General features: G+C 64.6%; 21 protein-coding genes. 9 read left to right on the top strand and 12 right to left on the bottom strand.

Annotated features, from left to right (window positions below; translation table 11 throughout):
• Positions 1–20 precede the first annotated feature (20 nt).
• From BRA1417_RS0132435 to BRA1417_RS41280, 3 genes are all read right to left on the bottom strand, one after another.
• Positions 21–227, bottom strand: coding sequence for a hypothetical protein (locus BRA1417_RS0132435; RefSeq protein ID WP_027519345.1), 207 nt, complete (start codon positions 225–227; stop codon positions 21–23).
• 91 nt (positions 228–318) lie between these two features.
• Positions 319–1,506 (bottom strand): carboxylate-amine ligase, encoded by a 1,188-nt coding sequence (locus tag BRA1417_RS41285; protein WP_051448428.1) that lies wholly within the window; start codon positions 1,504–1,506, stop codon positions 319–321.
• Positions 1,507–1,509: 3 nt separating this feature from the next.
• On the bottom strand, positions 1,510–2,457 hold the full coding sequence (locus tag BRA1417_RS41280) for a gamma-glutamyl-gamma-aminobutyrate hydrolase family protein (RefSeq protein ID WP_051448427.1): 948 nt from the start codon (positions 2,455–2,457) through the stop codon (positions 1,510–1,512).
• Positions 2,458–2,613: 156 nt separating this feature from the next.
• On the opposite strand from BRA1417_RS41280, the gene BRA1417_RS0132420 reads away from it, so the two are divergent.
• From BRA1417_RS0132420 to BRA1417_RS0132410, 3 genes are all read left to right on the top strand, one after another.
• Positions 2,614–3,240, top strand: coding sequence for a MarC family protein (locus BRA1417_RS0132420; protein ID WP_027519344.1), 627 nt, complete (start codon positions 2,614–2,616; stop codon positions 3,238–3,240).
• Between the two features lie 158 nt (positions 3,241–3,398).
• Entirely contained in the window at positions 3,399–4,052 is a 654-nt protein-coding gene (locus tag BRA1417_RS0132415) for an L-fuculose-phosphate aldolase (protein ID WP_198034880.1), read from the top strand.
• 12 nt (positions 4,053–4,064) lie between these two features.
• Entirely contained in the window at positions 4,065–5,852 is a 1,788-nt protein-coding gene (locus tag BRA1417_RS0132410; protein ID WP_027519342.1) for a chloride channel protein, read from the top strand.
• A 50-nt stretch (positions 5,853–5,902) separates the two neighbouring features.
• Here the strand turns inward: BRA1417_RS0132410 and BRA1417_RS0132405 are convergent, their stop codons facing one another.
• Positions 5,903–6,160 carry a DUF2798 domain-containing protein gene (locus tag BRA1417_RS0132405; protein WP_027519341.1) on the bottom strand — a complete coding sequence of 86 codons (258 nt, stop codon included), beginning with the start codon at positions 6,158–6,160 and terminating at the stop codon, positions 5,903–5,905.
• A 287-nt stretch (positions 6,161–6,447) separates the two neighbouring features.
• Between BRA1417_RS0132405 and BRA1417_RS0132400 the strand changes: the two genes are divergently transcribed.
• Complete coding sequence (locus tag BRA1417_RS0132400; protein WP_035969698.1) at positions 6,448–6,837, top strand: hypothetical protein; 390 nt, start codon at positions 6,448–6,450, stop codon at positions 6,835–6,837.
• A gap of 952 nt (positions 6,838–7,789) precedes the next feature.
• On the opposite strand, the gene BRA1417_RS0132395 is transcribed toward BRA1417_RS0132400, so the two are convergent.
• Complete coding sequence (locus BRA1417_RS0132395) at positions 7,790–8,008, bottom strand: hypothetical protein (RefSeq protein WP_027519339.1); 219 nt, start codon at positions 8,006–8,008, stop codon at positions 7,790–7,792.
• A 227-nt stretch (positions 8,009–8,235) separates the two neighbouring features.
• Here BRA1417_RS0132395 and BRA1417_RS0132390 point away from each other — a divergent pair, with 227 nt between their 5' ends.
• The 4 genes from BRA1417_RS0132390 to uraD all read left to right on the top strand — a co-directional run bounded on the left by BRA1417_RS0132390 (position 8,236) and on the right by uraD (position 10,857).
• On the top strand, positions 8,236–8,514 hold the full coding sequence (locus BRA1417_RS0132390) for a hypothetical protein (protein ID WP_035968945.1): 279 nt from the start codon (positions 8,236–8,238) through the stop codon (positions 8,512–8,514).
• A gap of 98 nt (positions 8,515–8,612) precedes the next feature.
• Complete coding sequence (locus tag BRA1417_RS0132385) at positions 8,613–9,026, top strand: DUF3830 family protein (RefSeq protein ID WP_007601448.1); 414 nt, start codon at positions 8,613–8,615, stop codon at positions 9,024–9,026.
• Positions 9,027–9,962 (top strand): allantoinase PuuE, encoded by a 936-nt coding sequence (gene puuE, locus BRA1417_RS0132380; protein WP_027519337.1) that lies wholly within the window; start codon positions 9,027–9,029, stop codon positions 9,960–9,962. It abuts the gene before it with no gap.
• A 7-nt stretch (positions 9,963–9,969) separates the two neighbouring features.
• The gene (gene uraD / locus BRA1417_RS0132375) at positions 9,970–10,857 is read left to right on the top strand and encodes a 2-oxo-4-hydroxy-4-carboxy-5-ureidoimidazoline decarboxylase (RefSeq protein ID WP_027519336.1); all 888 of its coding nucleotides are present in this window, start codon (positions 9,970–9,972) and stop codon (positions 10,855–10,857) included.
• Here the strand turns inward: uraD and BRA1417_RS0132370 are convergent.
• Genes BRA1417_RS0132370 through BRA1417_RS0132360 form a run of 3 tightly spaced genes read right to left on the bottom strand, consistent with a single transcriptional unit; the run spans position 10,854 to position 15,821 of the window.
• Complete coding sequence (locus tag BRA1417_RS0132370) at positions 10,854–12,251, bottom strand: nucleobase:cation symporter-2 family protein (protein WP_027519335.1); 1,398 nt, start codon at positions 12,249–12,251, stop codon at positions 10,854–10,856. The two genes, uraD and BRA1417_RS0132370, sit on opposite strands and share 4 nt — an antisense overlap.
• Before the next feature lie 22 nt (positions 12,252–12,273).
• Positions 12,274–14,997 (bottom strand): molybdopterin-dependent oxidoreductase, encoded by a 2,724-nt coding sequence (locus BRA1417_RS0132365; RefSeq protein WP_027519334.1) that lies wholly within the window; start codon positions 14,995–14,997, stop codon positions 12,274–12,276.
• A complete protein-coding gene (locus BRA1417_RS0132360) occupies positions 14,994–15,821 on the bottom strand; it encodes an FAD binding domain-containing protein (protein ID WP_027519333.1) in 828 nt (275 codons plus the stop codon). The genes BRA1417_RS0132365 and BRA1417_RS0132360 overlap by 4 nt, the downstream gene beginning before the upstream one ends.
• Positions 15,822–15,973: 152 nt before the next feature.
• On the opposite strand from BRA1417_RS0132360, the gene BRA1417_RS0132355 reads away from it, so the two are divergent.
• On the top strand, positions 15,974–17,323 hold the full coding sequence (locus tag BRA1417_RS0132355) for an 8-oxoguanine deaminase (RefSeq protein WP_027519332.1): 1,350 nt from the start codon (positions 15,974–15,976) through the stop codon (positions 17,321–17,323).
• Positions 17,324–17,431: 108 nt separating this feature from the next.
• On the opposite strand, the gene BRA1417_RS0132350 is transcribed toward BRA1417_RS0132355, so the two are convergent.
• The 4 genes from BRA1417_RS0132350 to BRA1417_RS0132335 form a co-directional block, all read right to left on the bottom strand.
• Positions 17,432–18,508 carry a BMP family ABC transporter substrate-binding protein gene (locus BRA1417_RS0132350; RefSeq protein ID WP_027519331.1) on the bottom strand — a complete coding sequence of 359 codons (1,077 nt, stop codon included), beginning with the start codon at positions 18,506–18,508 and terminating at the stop codon, positions 17,432–17,434.
• 77 nt (positions 18,509–18,585) lie between these two features.
• Positions 18,586–19,503: an ABC transporter permease gene (locus BRA1417_RS0132345; RefSeq protein ID WP_027519330.1), complete on the bottom strand. Its 918-nt coding sequence runs from the start codon at positions 19,501–19,503 to the stop codon at positions 18,586–18,588.
• Entirely contained in the window at positions 19,490–20,581 is a 1,092-nt protein-coding gene (locus tag BRA1417_RS0132340; protein ID WP_027519329.1) for an ABC transporter permease, read from the bottom strand. Before BRA1417_RS0132340 ends, BRA1417_RS0132345 begins: the two co-directional genes overlap by 14 nt.
• Positions 20,565–22,136, bottom strand: coding sequence for an ABC transporter ATP-binding protein (locus BRA1417_RS0132335; protein WP_027519328.1), 1,572 nt, complete (start codon positions 22,134–22,136; stop codon positions 20,565–20,567). The genes BRA1417_RS0132340 and BRA1417_RS0132335 overlap by 17 nt, the downstream gene beginning before the upstream one ends.
• Positions 22,137–22,169 lie beyond the last annotated feature (33 nt).

Below are 22,169 nucleotides of genomic sequence, written 5' to 3'. Positions count from 1 at the left end.
AATGTGCAACGCCGTGTGGACTAACCCGGCCGTTTGTACGGATCGTCCTGGCGCTGCCGCGCTTCCGTCGCGCGATCGAGGCGCGCGCGCTCGCTGCGACGGAGGTGACCGGCCTTCATGACGCCGTAGACGAGAGCGCCGCCGAGCACGAACGCGCCGATGAACCAGAGCCAAAGCATCTGGGTCGAGGCGTGGCCCAGCAACATGCTAACTCCGCTGTCGCTCATAGATGATCTCCACCATGTCCCTTGCGGTCATGGTCAGCTAAGTCGGATCGCGGAAGGTCGTTCCTCAACCAGCCTCGTCGGATGCGACGCCTCACACTGGATTGGCGACAGGCTGCCGCACCGCTGTCCCTTTCGGCTCGCCCGCTTGCGCGGTGAAGTCGCCGGCCTCGGTCGAGGTCCGCAGCCATTTCGTCACGTCGCCGATCGCTTCCCGCGGCGATCGGCCGAATTTCCTCAAGCCCCGGAAATATTCCAGTTGAAGATGGGCCGACGTGCCGCGCTTGGGGATGGTCTTGAGATGCTGGATATCATCCTCGATGCGAAGATGCGCGATGTCGGGCGCCAGCATGGCGATCACCGTCTCGAGCCAGGTCCTGAACGAGACCGGCTCGAACGACACCAGATCGATATACGTCCCGTCGGTTCCGTAGCGCTGGGCACGCCAGCGGTTCTCCTCGATCAATGCGCGGTGCACGGCCGAATGGGTGGCGTTCAGATCCGGATGGTGCACGGCGTGCCTGACCAGCGCGCGAAACAGCGCCGCGATCGCCACCGAGTCCGCAATTGCCGTGCAGCAATCGGTGATGCGCAGCTCCAGGGTCGGATGTTGGAGCGAAGGCCGGAGCGCCCACCACACATAGGTGGCATTGGGGACGATGCCTGCATCGACCAGGGTTCTCACATAGGTCTCGTATTCCGCGAGGTTGCGAAACATCTCGGGAAAGCCGGTCCGGGGCAGGGCGTCGTTTGCGGCATTGCGGTAGCCGAGCAATCCGGTGGGGTATCCGCACCAGAACGGCGACGAGGTCGACAGCGCCAGCAGCAGCGGCAGGAACGGCACGAGGCGGTGCATGATCTCGACCCGGTGGTCGGGCTCGGGCACCTCGACGTGGACGTGCAGCCCGCTGATCGGATTGCCCAGGCCAACCATCCCGAGGTCGTTGATGACCTTGCTGTAGCGGCGCTTGCGCGTCATGCGCTGCTGCTGGGGTTGAGCCAACGGATGCGTCCCCGCCGCGACGATACCGACCCCGTGCTCCTTGCCGACCTCAGCCAGAACCGCGCGGTAGTGCGCGAGCTCGGCGATGGCATCGGCTGAAGTCGCCAATGGCGGCGTCGCCACTTCGATCTGCGATTGCAGGATCTCGGTGGTCAGCCGCTCCCCGAGGCGTTTCTGGGCCGCTGCCATATAGGATTTGGGCAGCTCGGACTTCGGTGCCGCCGATTGGCGGTTGACCAGAAAATATTCCTCCTCGATGCCGAAGCGATAACGGTGCATGACCTACGCTGCCCCTTGCGCCTTCGCATGCTGACGAACCGCGTCTCCGAAGGCAGAGAGAATGCGGGCCGACGCATGGTCGGAGCTCGCCCAATAATCGGGATGAAAGAGGGTGCCGAGCGCAAAAGCGCCCGCGCCTTCGACGCTGACGGCCTCGACCGAGCCGTCTTCGGCGACGGCCTCCGCCACCAGACCCGGTGCCAGATCGGCGATCAGGAAGCTGTGCAGCGAATTGACGGTGATGGCATCTGCGCCGCAGATCTGTTGCAACACGCCGCCTTTGCGCAGCGTTACTTTTTGCCGCAGCCGATAGCGGGCATCCTCATTGTCCGCCTTGGGCGTGCCGTGGCGTTTGTCTTCCGGCAGACCATCTGGCTCCTTTGCCAGCGTGCCGCCAAAGGCGACGTTGAGCTCCTGGATTCCGCGGCAGACGAAGAGGGCCGGAATGCCGCGCGCCAGCGCGCGCGGAATCAAGCGAAGTGCGACCTCGTCGCGGAATTCATCAAACGGACCGTCGCGCGCTTCGTCGGCTGTTTGTCCGTAGCGGGAAGGATGGACGTTGGTCTGTCCACCGCCGATGAAAAGTCCGTCGAGGCCGTCGAGATACGCATCGACATCTGCTTCGGGGGCCGCAGGCAGGACCCTCGGCACGGCGCCAGCGACGAGGCCGACGGCGTTGACGCAGACCAAAGCGACGGAGGCGAGCTGCTCGCCGCGCGCAACGATCGAATCCGAGAGGATGCCGACCTGCGGCGCGCCGCTGAGGGCTTGCCACTGGCCTCGGGATGCGGTGAGCCGCCACTGCTGAAGGCCGTAGGCGACCGCGTCCGCGGCGCTGCCGAATTGGTGAATGGCAGCCTTGAGTTCTCTGACGTTTGTCCCTAATCGAAGCGCCCAGCGGCTGCAGGAAATGGGATCGTGCGGATCAATTCTGGAACGGGGCTCGTGCAATTGTCTGTGCTGCTTCTGCTCGGATATTGATGATCAGTGAAACGGCAATCCTGCAGAATGGTTGCTTCGCGATTGAGCTGGTTGATCTTTTTGCCCCGACACTGAACTAACTTTTGTTATTGCGCCGCGCTTGAAACGCGGACCGGAAGAGGTGCCATGATCGATTTCTCCCTGTCCGCGTTCGTGACGTTGCTGCTGGTGGTCGATCCCGTTGGTCTCGTGCCCGCCTTCCTCGCGGCGACGGCCGGCATGCCCGACAAGACCAAACGCACGATCGCGCTGCGCGCGCCGCTGATTGCGGCGTCGATCCTGGTGGTGATTGCCCTGATCGGAAACTGGCTGCTGCGCCAGCTCGGGATCGGCATCCCCGCCTTCCAGATCGCCGGCGGGCTGCTGCTGTTCGGCGTGTCCTACCAGATGATCTTCGGCGACCGTCCGCATCGCGAGGCCCGCGAGGCGGACAAGGCAAGCTCCGAGCACGCCTCCGACGTCGCGGTATTCCCGCTGGCGATCCCGATGATGGCCGGTCCCGGCGCGATCGCGACCACGCTGCTCCTGACGGGCGATGCCGGCTACGGGCCTAGGCTCGCGATCATCATCGCGGTCGTGCTCTCCGTGTGCTTGCTCTGCATGCTCTGCTTTGTCTCCGCGAACATGATCGCGCGGAGCCTTGGGCGCACCGGCAACGCCGTGCTCTCGCGCGTGCTCGGCATGCTGCTCGCGGCCTATTCGGTGCAGTTCGTGATCAACGGAATCGCGGCGGTCAGGGCGAGTCTGCCGTAGAGCTGCGACAATCTGTTAATGCGTTGATTTTCATGTTTATTTCATGATGCCACGCGGCGGCTGGCGGGATCGCGCGCGATCCGGTCCGCTTTCTCTTGCGCTGCCATATTGCTTGACGTACTCCCCGTCTGATAGGCGCCCATCGTCAGGAAATCGAGATGTCGATGACAGCGGACGAGCTCGACAGGAGACAGGCCATCATCGGCGCCTGCCGCCGCATGAACGCGCTCGGCATCAACCAGGGCACCTCGGGCAATATCAGCGTCCGGCATGTGGACGGGCTTCTGGTGACCCCGACCAGCGTGCCCTACGACGCCATGACGCCGGACCAGATCGTGTTCATGACGATGGACGGCTCGCACGCGCCCGATCAGAAGCCGTCCAGCGAGTGGCGCTTCCACCTCGACATCCTGAAAGCCCGGCCAGACGTCAACGCCGTCGTGCACGCCCATCCGACCTATTGCACCATCCTGGCGATCATGGGCCTGGAGATCCCGCCCGTGCACTACATGATCGCGGCCGCCGGCGGCGACAGCATCCGCTGCGCGCCCTATGCCACCTTCGGAACGATGGAGCTGTCCGAGCATGCCGTGCGGGCGCTGGAGGGCCGGCTTGCCTGCCTGCTCGACCATCACGGCATGATCGCGATCGGGAAGTCGCTGGACAAGGCGATGTGGCTCGCCGTCGAGGTCGAGACATTGGCGCGGCAATATCATGGCTGTCTCCAGATCGGAGAGCCGCCGCTGCTGTCGAGCGCCGAGATCGAGCGGGTCCGCCAGCGCATGTCCGGTTACGGCATGGCGGAAGGGTAGGGCAGGCAGAAAGTGTTCCTGCGGATCAGACATCTCGCCGACCGCAAGGGGACGAACCGCGTCATGGTTCGGCTGCGGGCGCTGCTGCGCAGCAACGAATTCTATCTGATCCCGCTGGCGCTGGTGATCGGCACGCTCGCCGGCGCCATCGTGACGCTGATGGCCGAGATTGCGCAGATTGCTCATATGGTGATCTACGGCATTCCCATCGACGTCCGCCTGTCCGCCAATACCAGCGTCAGTCCCTGGGCCGCGCTGATCGCGCCCGCGCTGGGCGGATTGGCGCTCGGTATCATGGAGTGGTGGCGCCGACGGCTCAAGCTCTCCAGCGCGGTCGATCCAATCGAGGCGAACGCGCTGCGTGGCGGCAATCTGTCGATGCGCGACAGCGTGGTGGTGTCGAGCCAGACGCTGATCTCGAACGGCTGCGGCGCCTCCGTCGGCCTCGAGGCCGGCTACACCCAGATCGGCTCGGGCATCGCCTCGCTGCTCGGCAAGTTCTTCAATCTGCGCCGCAACGATCTGCGCCTGATCGTCGGCTGCGGCGCCGCAGCGGCGATCGCGGCGGCGTTCGGTGCACCGATCACCGGGGCCTTCTACGCCTGCGAGCTGATCGTCGGCGTCTATTCGGTCGGCAGCGCCGCGCCGATCCTCGCCGCCTCGCTCGCGGGTGCACTGACCGCGCAATGGCTCGGCGGCGCGCCATACTCGCTCGAAATACCCAAGGTCAGCGCCGTCGGCGTCGAGCAGTATCTGGCGCTGATCGGTCTCGCGCTCGTCACCAGCGGCGTCGGCATCGCCGTGATGCGCTCGTCCTCGATGTTCGAGCGCCTGTTCAAGTGGCTGCCGGTCTGGCTGCGCCCGGTGATCGGCGGCCTCATCGTCGGCGGCTTTGCGATTGTCACGCCGCAGGTGCTGGCGGCCGGCCACGGCGCGATGGTGCTCGATCTCTTTCACGACATGACGATCGGCCTGATCGCGCTGGTCATCGCCTTGAAGGTGACGGCCTGCCTGATCTCGCTCGCCTCCGGCTTCCGCGGCGGGCTGTTCTTTGCCTCGTTGTTCGTCGGCAGCCTGATCGGAAAGTTCTTTGCCGCGGTGCTGGTCTTGATCAGCCCGAACTTCGTGATCGATCCGCTGGTCGCGATGCTGACGGGCATGGCGACGCTCGGCGTCGCCATCGTAGGCGGTCCCTTAACGATGTCGTTCCTCGTGCTCGAGATGACCCGGAACGTCGACGTCACCGCCGTGGTGCTCGCCGGCTGCATCGTCACCTCGATCTGCGTCCGCTTCATGTTCGGCCACTCCTTCTCGACCTGGCGTCTGCATCTGCGCGGCGAGACCATCCGCAGCGCCAACGACGTCGGCTGGCTGCGCAACCTCACCGTCGAGCGGTTGATGCGCTCCGATGTCGGCAAGGTGCCGTCGACCACGACGATTGCCGCAGTCCGCCGTGAATTCGCGCTGGGCTCGCGGCCCGGGATCGTCATCGTCAACAATGCGGACGAATATGTCGGCCTCGTCCTCCTGCCCGACCTGTTCTCGGGCGACCTCGACACCATCGCCGACGAAATCCAGGTGATCGAGCTCGCGCGCCTGACCGAGATCGTGCTGATCCCGGAAATGAACGTGAAGTCGGCGATGGCGGTGTTCGACGAGGCGGAGGCCGAGATGCTGGCGGTGGTCGATTCCACCGACAGCCGCAAGGTGGTCGGCTTCCTCACCGAGACCTTCGCCCGCCGCCGTTATGTCGAGGAGATCGACAAGGCGACGCGCGGCGTGCTCGGGGCGCTGTCGTAAGGTCACGCGGAAGCGGGACGGCGTGCGTCATGCGCCGCCGTCCGCGCTTTCTATCGGCCCGGTTGGGAAGGAGCCGCAACGACGCTCGCCACGATCCGGCGGACCAGTGGCAGCACCATCAGCAGCGTCGGAAAGGCGACGAGCCATGACAGCGCCCAGGCGCCCGGCCAGGTCGCGAGAAACGCCGGCGTTGCGCCAAGGCTTCGAAGCGTGGAAATGACCGACACCACGGCCGTCATGAGGAGGGACAGCACGAATGGCATCACGATCGGCGCATAGCGCTCCGGCAGTTTGCGAACCGCAATCATTTGATTTCTCTTTGGAATAGGACGCGTCAGTCACGGTGAACCCAAGAATGGCATCGATCCCGACGGCGTCGGTTGATGCGTTGGTTCACGTAAAACGCTTACGGCGACCGAAAAACGGTGCGTCTGTTCATTATCCGCTCATGTTGGATGGTTCAAGCTGGATCCGGTCGTTCGGCTTACAATCGTTCAAAGCGTGGCAGATTGCCGCGATCCCGAAACCATTTCAGTGGTTTGCCCATTGAGTCTTGTTTGATTATGTCGCTTTGAGCGAGAACAGGAAGGTCAAGATGAATAAGGGACCGATGATTTCTGCAGCCGGCCGCAACGTTGCGTCGGCAGCTTTCGCAAGTCTTGTTCTGATTACGGCCTCTGTCACGCCTTCGGCTGCCAGCTCGCCCGCGCCCAGCAAGGCCGCTGCCGCGGGCCCGGCCGCTCCGGCTGCCACCGATTTCAGCGCCGCTCGTCGCCACCGCTACTATCGGCGAGGTCCGAACGCTGCAGGTCTCGCCTTCATGGGCGTGGCGGCAGGTCTGATCGGTGGCGCGATCGCAGAGAGCAGGCGCCAGGAGTACTACGAGGACCGCTACAATTACGGCCCCGGCCCTTACTACGGTGGCCAGGGCTATTACGGCGGCGGTCCCTACTATGGTCCGCGTGGCTATTATCAGCCGTATTAGGCGCCTGACCTCGCCGCAGTCTTGATCGCGCCAAGGGGCGGTGTTTTGCACCGCCCCTTGTTGCTTCTGCGCGAGGCGTCTCGTTGCGCGACCTGTGTCGCGGGTGCGTCAATCCCTTCTGGTAAAAATATTCCACTTTACCGAAATTCGGAATTGGCGTATGTGTCGCCCATCCCGGCTCATCCTTGAGGGGCGATCTTGTGGTCGTCACGTTCGCGAGCCGGGCTTGCGGTGGACGCGGCAGCGTTCGGGTGCGAGAGGCCAAGGGCAGGGCGGATTGCTCTCCGTGAGCCCAAGGCTTCGTGCCGACGAGCGGCGCTGCTAGGCTTCGTCTCGTCTGTAAGTTTCCGGCTCCGTCGACAGGGCTGGGAAAACTGCGGCGAAATGGCGGGCCGTGCGTACGGCAAAACCGTGTGGTCCTGGCCGTCGTTGCTACGGTCAAGCTCTTGCGGATGCGGCATCTGCGTCAACCGGCGCTGTGTCGGTGAATTTCGCGAAGGCGAGGGAGGCCAAAAGGAACTCGGCTCCCGGGAGAGCACGGCATAAGCCGTCCAACCATCGCGCAGGGAAGGCCGAGTGATTGGCTACACCTGTATGCTGCTGTGCGGTTTCCTTGCGCTACATCTTCGCGCAGCGGACCGCGGGTGCCAGCCGGCACCCGGCCTTCCCTGCGCCCTCTTGGAATAGAGGGTGGAGTGACGAAGCAAAGCTCGGGCGAATCAGCCGCGAGGCTGCGAAGCTGTGTCTGCAATCAAAATGCGAGCTCGAAGAGTGCCGCTAGCGCCTCATACTCCGTCATTGCGAGCGCAGCGACTTGTCCGCCGAAGCTTTAGCGAAGGTGGAAGCAATCCAGAAATGCATCCGTGGAAATAGTCTGGATTGCTTCGTCGCGAGGGCTCCACGCAATGACGACATGGAGACAGTTTCGTTCAACCGCGCTACGCTTTCGGCATCACCGTCCCGCCGGTGCAGACATCGCGCCGTTCGAATAGCGCGACCAGTCGGGCCCGGTCGACTGCCATGGCCAGAGCGCGGCATTGGAGTCGCGCACCGACTGGGTGATGGGATGGGGCTGCGCCTTGCGGACATGACGGCGGTCGTTCGCCGCGGCGGTCTGGATCGTGGCGGCGGCAATCAGCGTCGCGCCGAGAATGATGAAAGTCTTTTGCATTGTTTCTTTCTCCCGTGACGACGCCCGGCTGTGAGATGTATGTTTTGTGTGGTCCCCGTCGCGGCTGACATGGCGACGCGCCCAGCCGATATCAGCGCTCGCGACATCACATTGGGGCGAGCCAATTTTCTAGCCTCGGCTAAATATTCGGCAATCGCGCTCGTAGCCCCGATGGACTTGACCTGCGCAATCCGGTTCAATGGGCCAAATTTGGTTTTCAGGCGACAATGATGTCGAAATATCTGCTGGTCCTTCTGCTGATTGCCTCGCCGGCCGTGGCGCAGGTCAAACTGGCTCCAAAGACCTCGGCGGCGCATCCGGACCCCTGCGCGCCGATCGGGCGAACCGCGGACGGCAAGCTGGTCTACTCCATGAAGTGCGAGAATCTGCCGGTGCCGCCTCCGCCGCCGCAGGCGGAACTGAGGGAGGCGCCGCAGCCCGCCGCCGAGCCGGCGCCGGAGACGCGGCGGAGTGGCGTTTTCGGCTGGTCCTACGACCGCAGGTGACTTGAGGTGACTCGCCGCGCCCCTTGCGCGAAGCCCGACGGAGTGCTCTTTCCTGAAATTCCCCGTGGGGGCCACCGCCCCCGATCCAGAGAGATGAGATGACCAAACTCGTTATCCGCGCCGGCGACTTCACCTTCGATGCCCGTTTCGAGGAGCAAGCGGCGCCCAAGACTGTCGCCGCGTTCCGCAAGGCGCTGCCGTTCGAAAGCCACATCATCCACGTGCGCTGGAGCGGCGAGGGCGTGTGGATGCCGCTCGGCGACCTCGATTTCGGCGTCGGCTACGAGAACCACACCAGCTATCCCGCGCCCGGCCAGATCATCCTCTATCCTGGCGGCATCAGCGAGACCGAGATCCTGATGGCCTATGGCGGCGTGCACTTCGCGAGCAAGATGGGCCAGCTCGCCGGCAACCATTTCATCACGCTGACATCCGGCCTGGAGAATCTGGCGACGCTCGGCAAGAGCGTGCTGTGGAAGGGCGCGCTGCCGATCCGCTTCGAGGAAGTCTGAGTGACTGGGACCCGCTACCCGCGCGATCTCCGCGGTTACGGCCGCAACCCGCCGCACCCGCAATGGCCCGGCAACGCGCGGGTCGCGGTGCAGTTCGTCGTCAATTTCGAGGAGGGCAGCGAAAACAACATCCTGCATGGTGACCCTGCCTCGGAAGCGTTCCTGTCCGACGTGCTCGGCGCACAGCCTTGGCCCGGCCAGCGCCATGCCAATATCGAATCGATGTTCGAATATGGCTCGCGCGCCGGCTTCTGGCGGCTGTGGCGGGTATTCAGCGAACGGAAGTGGCCGACCACCGTGTTCGGTGTCGCCACAGCGCTGAAGCGCAATCCGGAAATCGTTGCCGCCATGAAGGAGGCGGGCTGGGACATCGCCAGCCACAGTCTGAAGTGGATCGAGCACAAGGACATGACCGAGGCGCAGGAGCGCGCGGAGATCGCGGAAGCGATCCGCGTCCACACCGCGGCGACCGACTCGCGACCGCTCGGCTGGTATACCGGACGCTCCTCGATCAACACCAACCGTCTGTTGATGGAGGAAGGCGGCTTCCTCTATCTCAGCGATTCCTATGCCGACGATCTGCCATATTGGGTCAAGGGCGCTAACGGCAAGCAGCTCGTCATTCCCTATACGCTCGACGCCAACGACATGCGCTTCATCAATCCGCAAGGCTTTGCCGAAGGCGAGCAGTTCTTCACCTATCTGAAGGATGCCTTCGACGTGCTCTATGCCGAAGGCGAGAGCGCGCCGAAGATGATGTCGGTCGGCCTGCACTGTCGTCTCGCCGGCCGCCCCGGTCGCGCGGCGGGGCTGATCCGTTTCCTCGACTACATCGGCAAGCACGAGCGCGTCTGGGTGCCGACGCGGCTGCAGATTGCCCAGCATTGGCACGACAAGCATGCGGGCCTTGCCGACGATGCTTTCGAGATCGGATAGGGAAGCAATGTCACAGATCGCCTTGTCTGATCTCAATGCCGCGAGCTTCGATGATTTCGTGGCCGTACTTGAAAACGTCGTCGAGTACTCGCCTTGGATTGCCCAAGAAGCCGCGGCGCGCCGTCCGTTTGCCGGCATCAATTCACTGCTCGACGCGATCAAGGCGGCGGTCGCCAGCGCTGAGCCCGAGGTGCAGCTGGCGTTGATACGCGCGCATCCCGACCTCGCGAGCAAGACCCAGCGCGCAGCGGGACTCACGCCGGACTCGACTGCCGAGCAGAGCAGCGCTGGTCTAGACCGTCTGTCGGACACCGAATATGCGGCCTTCGAGCGGGCGAACAATGCGTATCGCGAAAAATTTGGTATCCCCTATATCGTCTGCGCGCGCCGGCACACCAAGGATTCCATTCTGCGTGACTTCGAGTCGCGACTGCAGAACATTGCCAAGACCGAGACACGCCGCGCGCTCGAGGAAATCTCCCGCATCGCTGCGCTGCGGCTGGACCAGCTCGTCAGTGCTGACGACAAGCTGAAAGTGCACGGCCGGCTCTCGACCCATGTGCTGGACAACCACGCCGGGAAGCCCGCACCGGGCATTGCGGTCGAGCTGGTCGAGCTCGCGAACCTCGGCGAGAGCCGCGTGATTGCGCGCGCGGTGACCAACGCGGACGGCCGCACCGACCAGCCGTTGATCGGCGGCCGCCCGCTGCCGATCGGCCGCTACGAGCTTCGGTTTAGCGTCGCCAAATATTACGCCGAGCGCAACGTGCAGCTCTCCGACCCGCCGTTCCTCGACGAGATCCCGCTGCGCTTTGCGATCAGCGAGCCGGAAAGCCACTACCACGTGCCGCTGCTGGTCACGCCGTGGAGCTATTCGACCTATCGCGGTAGTTAAACATGTTGCGCGGATGAGGCGACCGCTGCTGCATCCGCTTCCGCCGCTGCACCGCCGCTCAATCCGTTGAAGAAGGCATTGAGCAGCACGGAGACGATCGCACAGAGCAGAATGCCGGACTCCAACAGCGGCTGGAGATCGTGCGGTAAATTCCTGAAGAAGCCGGGTGCGGCGAGCGGGATCAGGCCGAAGCCGATCGAGATCGCGACGATGAAGAGATTGTAGCGATTGTTGCGGAAGTCGACCGAGGTCAGGATGCGTGCGCCTGTCGCGGCGACCATGCCGAACATCACGAGGCCGGCGCCGCCGAGAACGACTAGCGGCACGGCCTCGACCAGCGCGGCGAGCTTCGGCAACAAACCGAGCACGAGCATGATGCAGCCGCCCGTGACCGTCACCCATCGCGAACGCACGCCGGTGACCGAGACGAGGCCGACATTCTGCGAGAACGACGTGTACGGGAAGGTGTTGAAGATGCCGCCGAGCAGCGTGCCGACGCCGTCGGCGCGCAGGCCTCGGCTGAGGGCTTCGCGGTCGACCGTCTTGCCGGTGATGTCGCCGAGCGCGAGGAACATGCCGAGCGATTCGATCATCACGACAACCATGACGACGCACATGGTGACAACAGGCACCAGATGGAATTGCGGCATGCCGAAGCGGAACGGGATCACGACGGCGCCCCAGGAGGCCGCAGCGACCTTGTCGAAATGCATCACGCCCAGAATGCTCGCGAGCACGGCGCCGGCGATGATGCCAAGCAGCACGGAGACGTTGGCGAGGAAGCCGGTGCCCCATTTGATCAGGCCGAGAATGAAGAGCAGCACGAACAGCGAGATGCCAAGCCCCTGCAACTGTCCGTAGGCCGGATTGGGAAAGCTGCCCGCGACGCCGTCGACCATTCTGGTCAGCGTCGGCAGGCCGCCGCCGGCCCAGTTGATGCCGACCCGCATCAAGGAAATGCCAATGACGAGAATGATGCTGCCGGTGACGACGGGCGGGAACAGCGGCAGCAGCCGGCTGACGAACGGCGCGGCGAGGATGCCGAACAGGCCGGCGGCGATCACCGACCCGTAGATGCCGAGCAATCCGATATCCGGCGCGCTCGCCATCGATAGCATCGGACCGACGGATGCGAAGGTTACGCCCATCATCACGGGCAGTCGGATGCCGACGCCGGAAAAACCGAGGCATTGCACCAGCGTCGCAAGTCCGCAGGCGAACAGGTCCGCGCTGATCAGGAAAGCGACATCCTCCGGCGGCAGCTTCAGCGCGCGCCCGATGATCAGGGGCACCGCGACAGCGCCGGCATACATCACCAGCACATGCTGGAGCCCGAGCGCGATCAGGCGCGGAACCGGCAGGACCTCGTCGACTGGATGGACTTCGCTACTCATCGATCAATTCCCCGAAATATGCCTACCCAAACTTATCGTGCAGCGCCGGAAACAGCCGGTCCGGCTTGAAGGGCGGCGCCGTGAAGCGGATGCCGGTGGCGTCCGCGATCGCGTTACCGAGCGCGGCGGCGACCGGATTGTACGGACTCTCGCTCATCGACTTCGCCCCCAACGGTCCGATCGTGTCGGATGTGTCGGCGAAGAAGACCTCGGTGCGGGGCACATCGGCGAAGGAGGGAAGGTGATAGTCGCGGAATTTGGGATTGGTGACGCGGCCGTCCGCATCGATCACCATCTCCTCGTAGAGCGCGGCACCGAGCGCCTGCGCGACACCGCCTTCGACCTGACCGCGGCACTGCATGGGATTGGCGACGACGCCGGCGTCCGCCGCATGCACGCTCCTGAGAATCCGGAGCTCGCCGGTGCCCTTGTTCACGGCGACGCGAAAGCCCTGCACGTTGAAGCCGACCGAACGCGGCGTGCCGCCGGAATTGCCGGCGCCTGCGAACGGTTGTCCGCGTTCGCGCGCGAGCTTTGCCAGTTCCACAAAGGACATCCGCCGCACGCCACTGACGACGGCCTCGCTCTCGAGCGTGCAACTGCCGACGTCGCAGAGCCATGCGCCGGCGGCGGCCGCCTTCAGCTCGGTCGCAAGCTGCATGGCCGCGGCATGCGTCGCCTTGCCGGCGACGAACATGCCGGCGCTGCCATAGGCGCCGGTGTCGTGGCCGCCATGGGCGGTGTCGGACTGGCGCAGGCGGATCCGGTCGACGGTGGTCGCAAGCGTAGTCGCCGCGATCTGCCGGTGCACGGTGCTGGTGCCGTTGCCGAATTCGGCGGTGCCGACAATGAGGTCGAAGCTGGCGTCGTCGTTGAGCGTGACCATTGCATCCGCCAGATGGCCCGCCGGGGGCACCGTGTCGATCATGGTCAGCGCGACGCCGTCGCCGATCAGCCACTCCGGCGACAGGTCCGGCTGCGGACCATCAGCCTGCATCGCGCGCTCGACGAGGTCGAGGCACTGGTCGAGCCCGTAGGAGCCGTAGAGCACGTCGTGAAACTCCGACGGCGGCGGCGACACCATGGGATCACCGGGCTTGACGACGTTGCGCCGGCGCATCTCGTAAGGGCTGATGCCGAGCTGCTTGGCCAGTTCGTCGATCGCGGCCTCGACCGCGATCAGTGTTTGCGGCAAGCCGTAACCGCGAAACGCGCCTGCCGGCACCGTATTGGTGTAGACCGCGTAGCCGTCGACCCGCTTGTTCGGGCAATTGTAGACGGCGATGGACTCGGCCAGCGAGTGGAACATCACGGGGCCGGCGTGATTGCCGTAGGCGCCGGTGTTGGAGAGCACGTCGAGCTGGAGCGCGGTGAGCTTGCCGTCCGCGTCTGCACCGGCCTTGACGTGGACCCGCATCGGATGCCGCGTCGAGGTCGCGACGAACTGCTCCTCGCGGGTGAGCTCCAGCTTCACCGGCCGTCCGGTCTTGAGCGCGGCGAGCGCCAGAACGTCCTCGACGAACATCTCCTGCTTGCCGCCGAAGCCGCCGCCGACGCGCTCGCAGAACACGCGGACCTTGTCCATGGCAAGTTCGAAGATGTCAGACAGCGCGCGCCTGGTCAGGAACGGCACCTGCGTCGAGGTGCGGACATTGAGCACGCCGGAAGCATCGAGCCAGGCGATGCCGCCGTGGGTTTCCAAAGCAGCATGCTGCACACGGTGGCTATGGAAGGTGCCCTCGAAGGTGACGGCGGATGTCGCGAGCGCAGCCGCCACGTCGCCGAATTCGCCATGCGTTTCCGCGGCGAGGTTGCGCTGGGCGTCGGCAACGCGGTTCGCGGTGGTGCGGTCGGGATGAATGACGGGCGCGCCGGGCGCCATCGCCTGCTCCGGATCGACCAGCGCGGGCAAAATCTCGTAACTGACCTTCAGCTGGCGGCATGCGTCCTCGGCGGCGGCTTCGCTGTCTGCCACGACGGCGGCGACCTTCTGGCCGATGAAGCGGACGATGTCGTCGAGGACACGGGTGTCCGCGGGATCCATCCAGTCCTTCTCATGCCGCGCGGTCGACATCAGGATCGTGGGCGCATCCTCATGCGTCAGCACCGCGTGCACGCCGAGAACGCTCAGCGCTTCCGACGTGTCGATCGCGATGATCCTCGCGTGGGCGTGCGGTGAACGGAGCAGCTTGATATGCAGCAGGCCATCAATCTGCGTGTCGAACGTGTAGCGCGCCTTGCCGCGCACGACATCGGGGCCGGCCGGCGCCGGCAGGCTGCGGCCGAACGCGGCGCCGGCCCCGACGCTCTCTTCGATATTGGTCTTGCCGAGCAACGCATCCTCGATCGAACGATACCCGGTGCAGCGGCAGATATTGCCCTTCAGCGCCACGCCGAGATCGGTGCGCTGCGCCTGATTCAACGAGGCGCAGGTGAGGATCATGCCGGCGGTGCAGAAGCCGCATTGAAAGCCCTGCGCATCGAGGAAAGCCTGCTGCATCGCGTGCGTGCCGCCGTCTCCGCCCAGACCTTCGATCGTGGTGACGGCATGGCCTTCGGCGCGGAACGCCGGGATCAGGCAGCTATGCACGGGCTCGCCGTCCAGCAGCACGGTGCAGGCGCCGCAATCGCCGGCGTCGCAGCCCTTCTTCACGCCGAAATGGCCGAGCTCGCGCAGGAACGTGCGCAGGCACTGGCCGGCGCGTGGCTCCTGCGAAAACGGCTTGCCGTTGACCTCGAAGCTCATGGCGACGGTGCTCCGAGGAGTTCGTCGCGGATCTCTTCGGCAAGCCGCAGTGTCATGTGCTTGCGCCAGAGCGGCTTGCCGTGGATGTCGGTGTGGTACAGATCGTCCGTGATCTGCTGCGCGGTGGCGTCGCGAAGCGCTTTCGCGTCGGGGGCCCCGGGAAAGGACAACCGGATCGGCCGCACCGTCGATGCGGTGACCGTGAGCGTCAGCCTGCCATCGGCATCCAGACTGCCGATCACCAGCGCCGCCGAGCGGCCGACCGGCGCCAGCGAGATCTGGCGAAAGGCCGTACGACGCTTCAGCGCGGCGATCGGAATATCGATCTGCCGGAGCAGGTCCCCCGGCGCCAGAAGGTTACGCTGGTTACCGGTGACGAAGTCGACGACGGGCATCACCTGTTCGCCTCCGCCGGCCTTCCAGATGGTGCAGATGCCCTCCAGCGCGGCGGTGAGCGAGATCATCGGTCCCGCCGGCAGCGACATGCAGAGATTGCCGCCGACGGTTGCCGTCTTCCAGATCTTGAAGGAAGCAAGGAAGGCGCGGCAGCACTGGTTGATCAGCGGCGCCGCGAACCAATCGGATGGGCAGGCGAATCCATCGAGCTGCGCAACGGTGCAGGTGGCCGCGATGCTGAAATGGCTCTCGGTGACCGTCAGCGCCGGCCATTTGAGGTCGGTGAGATCGATGAGCCGAGTGAGGTGAACTTGCGGCTCCGAGAACAGCCAGGTGCCGCCCGCGAGCCAAGCATCGCCTGGCGTCCAAACGGGCAGCTGCGCGCGCGTTTGCGGATGGGCGACCGCTGTGATGGTATTCAAGTCCATGGCGACGCCAACGCTTCCAACGAGTGAATCGAACCAGGAGAAAGTCTTGCAAGACGAGCGCCAAGTCGCAACAACAAGTCGCAGCAAAAGCGCGACCAGACCGGCCCCTGCCTCGCAGGCCTGTCGTCAGCGGATGTGAGGAGAGCAGGTTCATGAGCGACGCAAAGCCGATCTGGATCAGGGATCCCCTGGCTATCCTCGCCGATGGCGCCGAGCGCGGGATCGTGGTGAAAGGCGGCCGGATCGTCGAGCTGGTGCCGGCCGGCGCTGCGCCCGCAACGGCGGATGTTGCGGTGTTCGACGCTGGCGACCACGTCGTGCTGCCGGGCCTCATCAACACCCATCATCATTTCTATCAGACGCTGACGCGGGCGTTGCCGGCGGCGATGGACCGCGAGTTGTTTCCCTGGCTCCAGGCGCTCTATCCGGTGTGGGCGAAGCTGACGCCTGAAGCTCTCGAGCTCGGCGTCACGGTGGCGATGTCCGAACTGCTGCTCTCGGGCTGCACCACCACGACGGATCATCACTACGTATTTCCGGCCGGGCTCGAAGACGCCGTCGATATCGAGGTGGCGGTGGCTAGGCGGCTCGGCGTGCGCGTGCTGCTCACGCGCGGCTCGATGAACCTGTCGCAGCGCGACGGCGGTCTGCCGCCCGATAGCGTCGTGCAGGATGAGGACACCATCCTCGCGGACAGCGCGCGCGCGGTCGCCAGGCACCACCAGCGCGGTGCAGATGCGATGGTGCAGATCGCGCTCGCGCCGTGTTCGCCGTTCTCGGTGACGACGTCCCTGATGCGCGCCACCGCCGATCTGGCCAAGAAGCTCGACGTACGCCTGCACACTCATCTCGCCGAGACCGAGGACGAGACCAAATTCTGCCAGGAGACGTATGGCTGCCGTCCGCTCGACTATCTCGAACAATGCGGCTGGCTCAATGCGCGGACGTGGCTCGCCCACGGCATCTTCTTCAATGCGGACGAGATGAAGCGGCTCGGCAAGGCGAAGACGACGATCAGCCATTGCGCTTGCAGCAATCAGCTCCTGGCGTCGGGCTGCTGTCCGGTGTGCGAAATGGAGGAGGCCGGCGTCGGCATCGGCATCGGCGTCGATGGCTCGGCCTCGAACGACGGATCGAACCTGATGCAGGAGGTGCGGGCTGCGTTCCTGCTGCAGCGGGCACGCTACGGGGTGACGAAGGTCAGTCACAAGGATGCGCTGCGCTGGGCCACCAAGGGCTCGGCAGCCTGCGTCGGTCGGCCGGAACTCGGCGAGATCGCCGTCGGCAAGGCGGCCGATCTCGCGCTGTTCAGGCTCGACGAGCTGCGCTTCTCCGGTCACGGCGATCCGCTTGCCGCGGTCGTCCTGTGCGGGGCCCACCGGGCCGATCGGGTCATGGTGGCGGGGAAATGGGCCGTGATCGACGGAGCGATCCCAGGTCTGGATCTCGCCGATCTGATCAGCCGCCACAGTTCCGCGGCGCGGGCGATGCAGGCGGGATAATCAGCCAAAATAGAAAGAGGGGGCGACCACAAGTGCCGGGTGCTTCTGGCCACCCCCTCCGAACCTGTTCCGGGAGGAGCAGGTGATTTAGACAATGCAAGAAGCGTGCTACTTGCCCGGTAGCTTGTCGTCGATGCCCTTGACATAGAAATTCATGCCGAGGATCTGGCCGTCGTCGAGATTGGCGCCGCCCTTGCACTCGACCGGCTTGCCGTCCTGCCCAAGGACCGGGCACTTGAACGGATGCAGCTTGCCCGTGGCGATCGCGGCCTGGGCATCCTGAGCGATCTTCTTCACGTCGTCAGGCATATTGGTGTAGGGCGCCATCGCGAACATGTGGCTGTCGAGGCCGCCCCAGCTGTCCTCGGATTTCCAGGTTCCGTCGAGCTCGGCCTTGACCCGGGCGATATAGTAGGGACCCCAGGTATCGAGGATCGAGGTCAGCTGGGTCTTCGGCCCAAACTTGATCATCTCGGAATCCTGGCCGAAGGCGAGCTTGCCGCGTTCGCTGGCGATCTGCATTGCCGCCGGCGAATCCGTGTGCTGCATGATGACGTCGGCGCCCTGGTCGATCAGCGCCTTGGCGGCGTCGGCCTCCTTGCCCGGGTCGAACCAGGTATTGGCCCAGATAATCTTGACCTTGATGTTGGGGTTGATGGTCTGCGCGGCGAGGATCGTCGCGTTGATGCCGGAGACGACCTCGGGAATTGGGAAAGAGCCGATATAGCCGAGCACGCCGGACTTCGACATCTTGGCCGCGATCAAGCCCTGGATGTAGCGGCCCTGGTACCATTTGGCCGAATAGGTCGACATGTTCGGGTTACGCTTGTATCCGGTCGCATGCTCGAAATGCACGTTCGGATATTTCTTCGCGACCTTCAGCGTCGGATCCATGTAGCCGAACGAGGTGGTGAAAATCAGCTTGTTGCCGGCGCGGACGAGCTGCTCGATCGAGCGCTCGGCATCGGGGCCTTCAGGCACGTTTTCGAGAAAAGTGGTCTCGATCTTGTCGCCGAGCTCCTTCACCAGCGCTTGGCGTGCCAGCTCATGCTGATAGGTCCAGCCGAGGTCACCGACCGGGCCGAGGTAGATAAATCCGACTTTCAGCTTGTCGGCGGCGGAGGCTGCACCGACGCTCCCGGCAAGCAAGAGCCCGGCAGCCAGCGCGAGAAGTGATTTCCTCATCATCAATCTCCAAACATCAGGGGAAAGCCACGATCCGCAACGTGCGCGCCCCATCGCGCACGGTGTGGAAATGAAACTCAGCGGTCAGGCACGAACACGGTGCCAAGCGCAGCCGGTGCGGTCGATCCACCCGTGCGCGCGCGGGAGAGCAGGACCAGGACGACGACAGTCGCAAGGTAAGGCAGCGCTGACATCAACTGCGAGGGAATGCCGACGCCCCAGCCCTGCGCGTGCAGCTGCAGGATCGTCACCGCGCCGAACAGATATGCGCCGACCACGAGGCGGCCCGGCCGCCAGGACGAGAACACCACCAGCGCCAGCGCGATCCAGCCGCGACCTGCGGTCATGCCCGGAATGAAGAACGGCGTATAGGCGAGCGGCAGATATGCGCCGGCTAGCCCGGCGCAGGCGCCGCCGAACATCACGGCGAAGGTCCGGATCCGCAGCACGGGGTAGCCAAGTGCATGCGCAGACACGTGGTTGTCGCCGCAGGCGCGCAGGATCAATCCTGGCCGCGTGCGGTACAGGAACCACCAGACGCCGGCGACCAGCGCTAGCGAAAAATAGACGAAGGCGTCCTCGCCGAACAGCACGCGGCCGATCAGTGGGATGTCCGTGAGGCCGGGAATGTAAAGATGCGTTGCCGGCGTGATGCGCTCGCCGACGAAACCGGCGCCGATCAGGCCGGAGAGCCCGACGCCCAGGATGGTCAGCGCCAGCCCTGTCGCAACCTGGTTGACCGCAAGCCCGAGCGCCATCAGTGCGAAGACCAGTGACATCAGCGTGCCGGCGATGATGCCGAACAGTGCGCCGATGAAGATCGAGCCGGTCAGCCACGCACCTGCAAAGCCACATGCGGCACCGACGATCATCATGCCCTCGACGCCGAGATTGAGCACACCGGAGCGCTCGGTCACGAGCTCGCCGGTCGCCGCGATCAGGAGCGGCGTCGAAGCGGCGAGCACTGCGAGAATGATGGCTTCAATGAGTTCCACGCGCCACCTGTCGGTTCGGGAAGACCAGCTTGAAGCGATAGAGAATGAGGGAATCGCAGGCGAGCACGTAGAACAGCAGGATGCCTTGAAAAACCTTGGTGACGTCCAACGGGATCTTCATCGCGATCTGCGCCTGCTCGCCGCCGATAAAGGTCAACGCGAGAAAAAGGCCTGCAATTAATATTCCAAGGGGATTCAACCGGCCGAGAAAGGCGACGATGATTGCCGTAAAACCGTAACCCGGCGAGATGCCGGGCTGGAGATGCCCGACCGGACCCGCGACCTCGATGATGCCGGCGAGGCCCGCCAGCGCGCCCGAGACGGCGAAGGTTAGGATGATCAACTGGTTGGAATTGAAGCCGCCGAACCGCGCGGCGCGAGGCGCCGCACCGACCACGCGAATCTCGAATCCCTTGATGGTTCGCCCGAGCAGGATTGCCGCGCCAGCGATGACGAGAAGGGCGATGATCGAGCCGAGATGCAGCCGGCCGCCCTCGATCAGCAACGGCACCGTTGCGACGGGATCGAACTCGGCGGTGGTCGGGAAGTTGAAACCGTGCGGATCGCGCCAGGGGCCGCGCACGAGATAGTCGAGGAAGAGATCGGCCACATACACCAGCATCAGGCTGGTCAGGATCTCGCTGGCGCCGAACTTCACCTTGCAGATTGCCGGGATCAGCGCGTAGAGCGCGCCTGCGGCGGCGGCGAGCACGAGCATGACCGGCAGCACCCAGACTCCGGCGTCGGTGCCCTGCGTCTTCACCGCAATCCAGCTTCCGGCGACCGCGCCGATCAGGAACTGCCCTTCGGCGCCGATGTTCCAGGCATTGGCGAGATAACAGAGCGACAGCCCGATCGCGATCATCACCAGTGGTGTCGCCTTCACCGCGATTTCCTGGAGCGAATAGCTGTCGGTCAAAGGCGCGATGAAATAGGCGTGCAGGGCGAGCAGCGGATTCTTGCCGAGGATCGCGAACAGAATGACCATGGTCGCGATCGTGAGGCCGATCGCGATCAGCGGAGAGATCAGCGCGATCGTGTTGGAGCGCTCGGCGCGCTTCTCAAGCACCAACTGCATGCGCGGCCTCCTTCGGCTCCAGCGTGCTACCGCCCATCAACAGGCCGAGTTTTTCGCGCGTCGCCTCGCTGGTGGCAAGCGGTGCAGACAGATGGCCATGGAACATCACGGCGATGCGGTCGGCGATTTCCGCGAGCTCGTCGAGATCCTGGCTGGTCACGAGCACGGCGGCGCCTGCGGTTGCGAGATCAAGCAGCGCTTGGCGGATGACGGCGGCAGCGCCGGCGTCGACGCCCCAGGTCGGCTGGCTCACCACCAGCACCGCGGGATTGCGCAGGATCTCGCGTCCCACGATGAATTTCTGCAAATTGCCGCCCGAGAGGGATGCTGCCTCCGGATCCCGCTTGGCCTTGCGGACGTCGAACGTCTCGGTTGCGCGGTCGACCGTCTTCAGGGTGGCCGCAGTATCAATGAAGCCGTGATGGACCATGCCGCTGGCGGCGTGCCCGGTGAGCAGCGCGTTCTCCGAAAGCTTCATGCGCGGCGCAGTGCCGTGGCCGAGCCGCTCCTCGGGAACGAAGGCGGCGCCGAGCTTGCGGCGCTGCGTGATCGAGAGATGACCGGCAGCAAGGCCTTCGATCACGATCGTGCCGGGATCCTTCGACAGGCGTTCGCCGGACAGCGCGGCGAACAGTTCGTCCTGGCCGTTGCCGGCGACCCCGGCGATGCCGAGGATCTCGCCGCCTTTCAGCTCGAACGAGATGTGCTCGAGCCGTACGCCATGCGCCTCCCCGGGGGCGAGCGAGAGATCGTTGACGACGAGACGCGGCACGGTGGTCTGCCGGCCGGCGGCCGCCTTCACCTCCTTGATCTCGCCGCCGACCATCATGCGCGCGAGCGAAGCGGCGGTCTCAAGCCTCGGATTGCAGGTCTCCACCTTCCTGCCGCCGCGCAGGATCGTTGCCGTGTCGCACAGGCGCTTCACCTCTTCGAGCTTGTGGCTGATATAGAGGATGGCGCGACCTTCGGCCTTGAGCCGCTCCAGCACGATGAAGAGCTGGTCGGCTTCCTGTGGCGTCAGCACCGCGGTGGGCTCGTCAAGGATCAGGAATTGTGGATCCTGCATGAGCGCGCGAACGATCTCGATGCGCTGGCGTTCGCCGACCGACAATTGCCAGACCTCGCGTTTGGGATCGAGCGGCAATCCATAAGTCTTCGACACCTGCTCAAGCCGCGCCGACATGTCCTTGAAGGATTCTTTCCCGTCGAGGCCGAGCGCGACGTTCTCGGCGACGGTGAGATTGTCGAACAACGAGAAATGCTGGAACACCATGCCGATGCCGCGGCCGCGCGCTTCCGAGGGACCGGACAGCAGGATCGGCTGGCCCTGCCAGAAAATCTGGCCGGCGCTGGGCTGGATCAGCCCGTAGATCGCCTTGACCAGCGTCGACTTGCCGGCGCCGTTCTCCCCGAGCAGCGCGTGGATTTCCGTTGGCCAGATATCGATGTCGATGGCATCGTTGGCGAGGAAATCGCCATAGCGCTTGGTGAGCCCGGCCGTCCTGAGGAGCGGGGACTCGCCGGAATGCAGGCTGTTAGCCGTGGGATCCAACATTCGCTGATGCGCTTGCATGGGGTGAAGTGCCTC

Source organism: Bradyrhizobium sp. WSM1417, assembly GCF_000515415.1.
Taxonomy (GTDB): domain Bacteria; phylum Pseudomonadota; class Alphaproteobacteria; order Rhizobiales; family Xanthobacteraceae; genus Bradyrhizobium.
The sequence above is the reverse complement of the archived record's forward strand: the minus strand, read 5'-3'. Positions and strand labels throughout refer to the sequence as shown.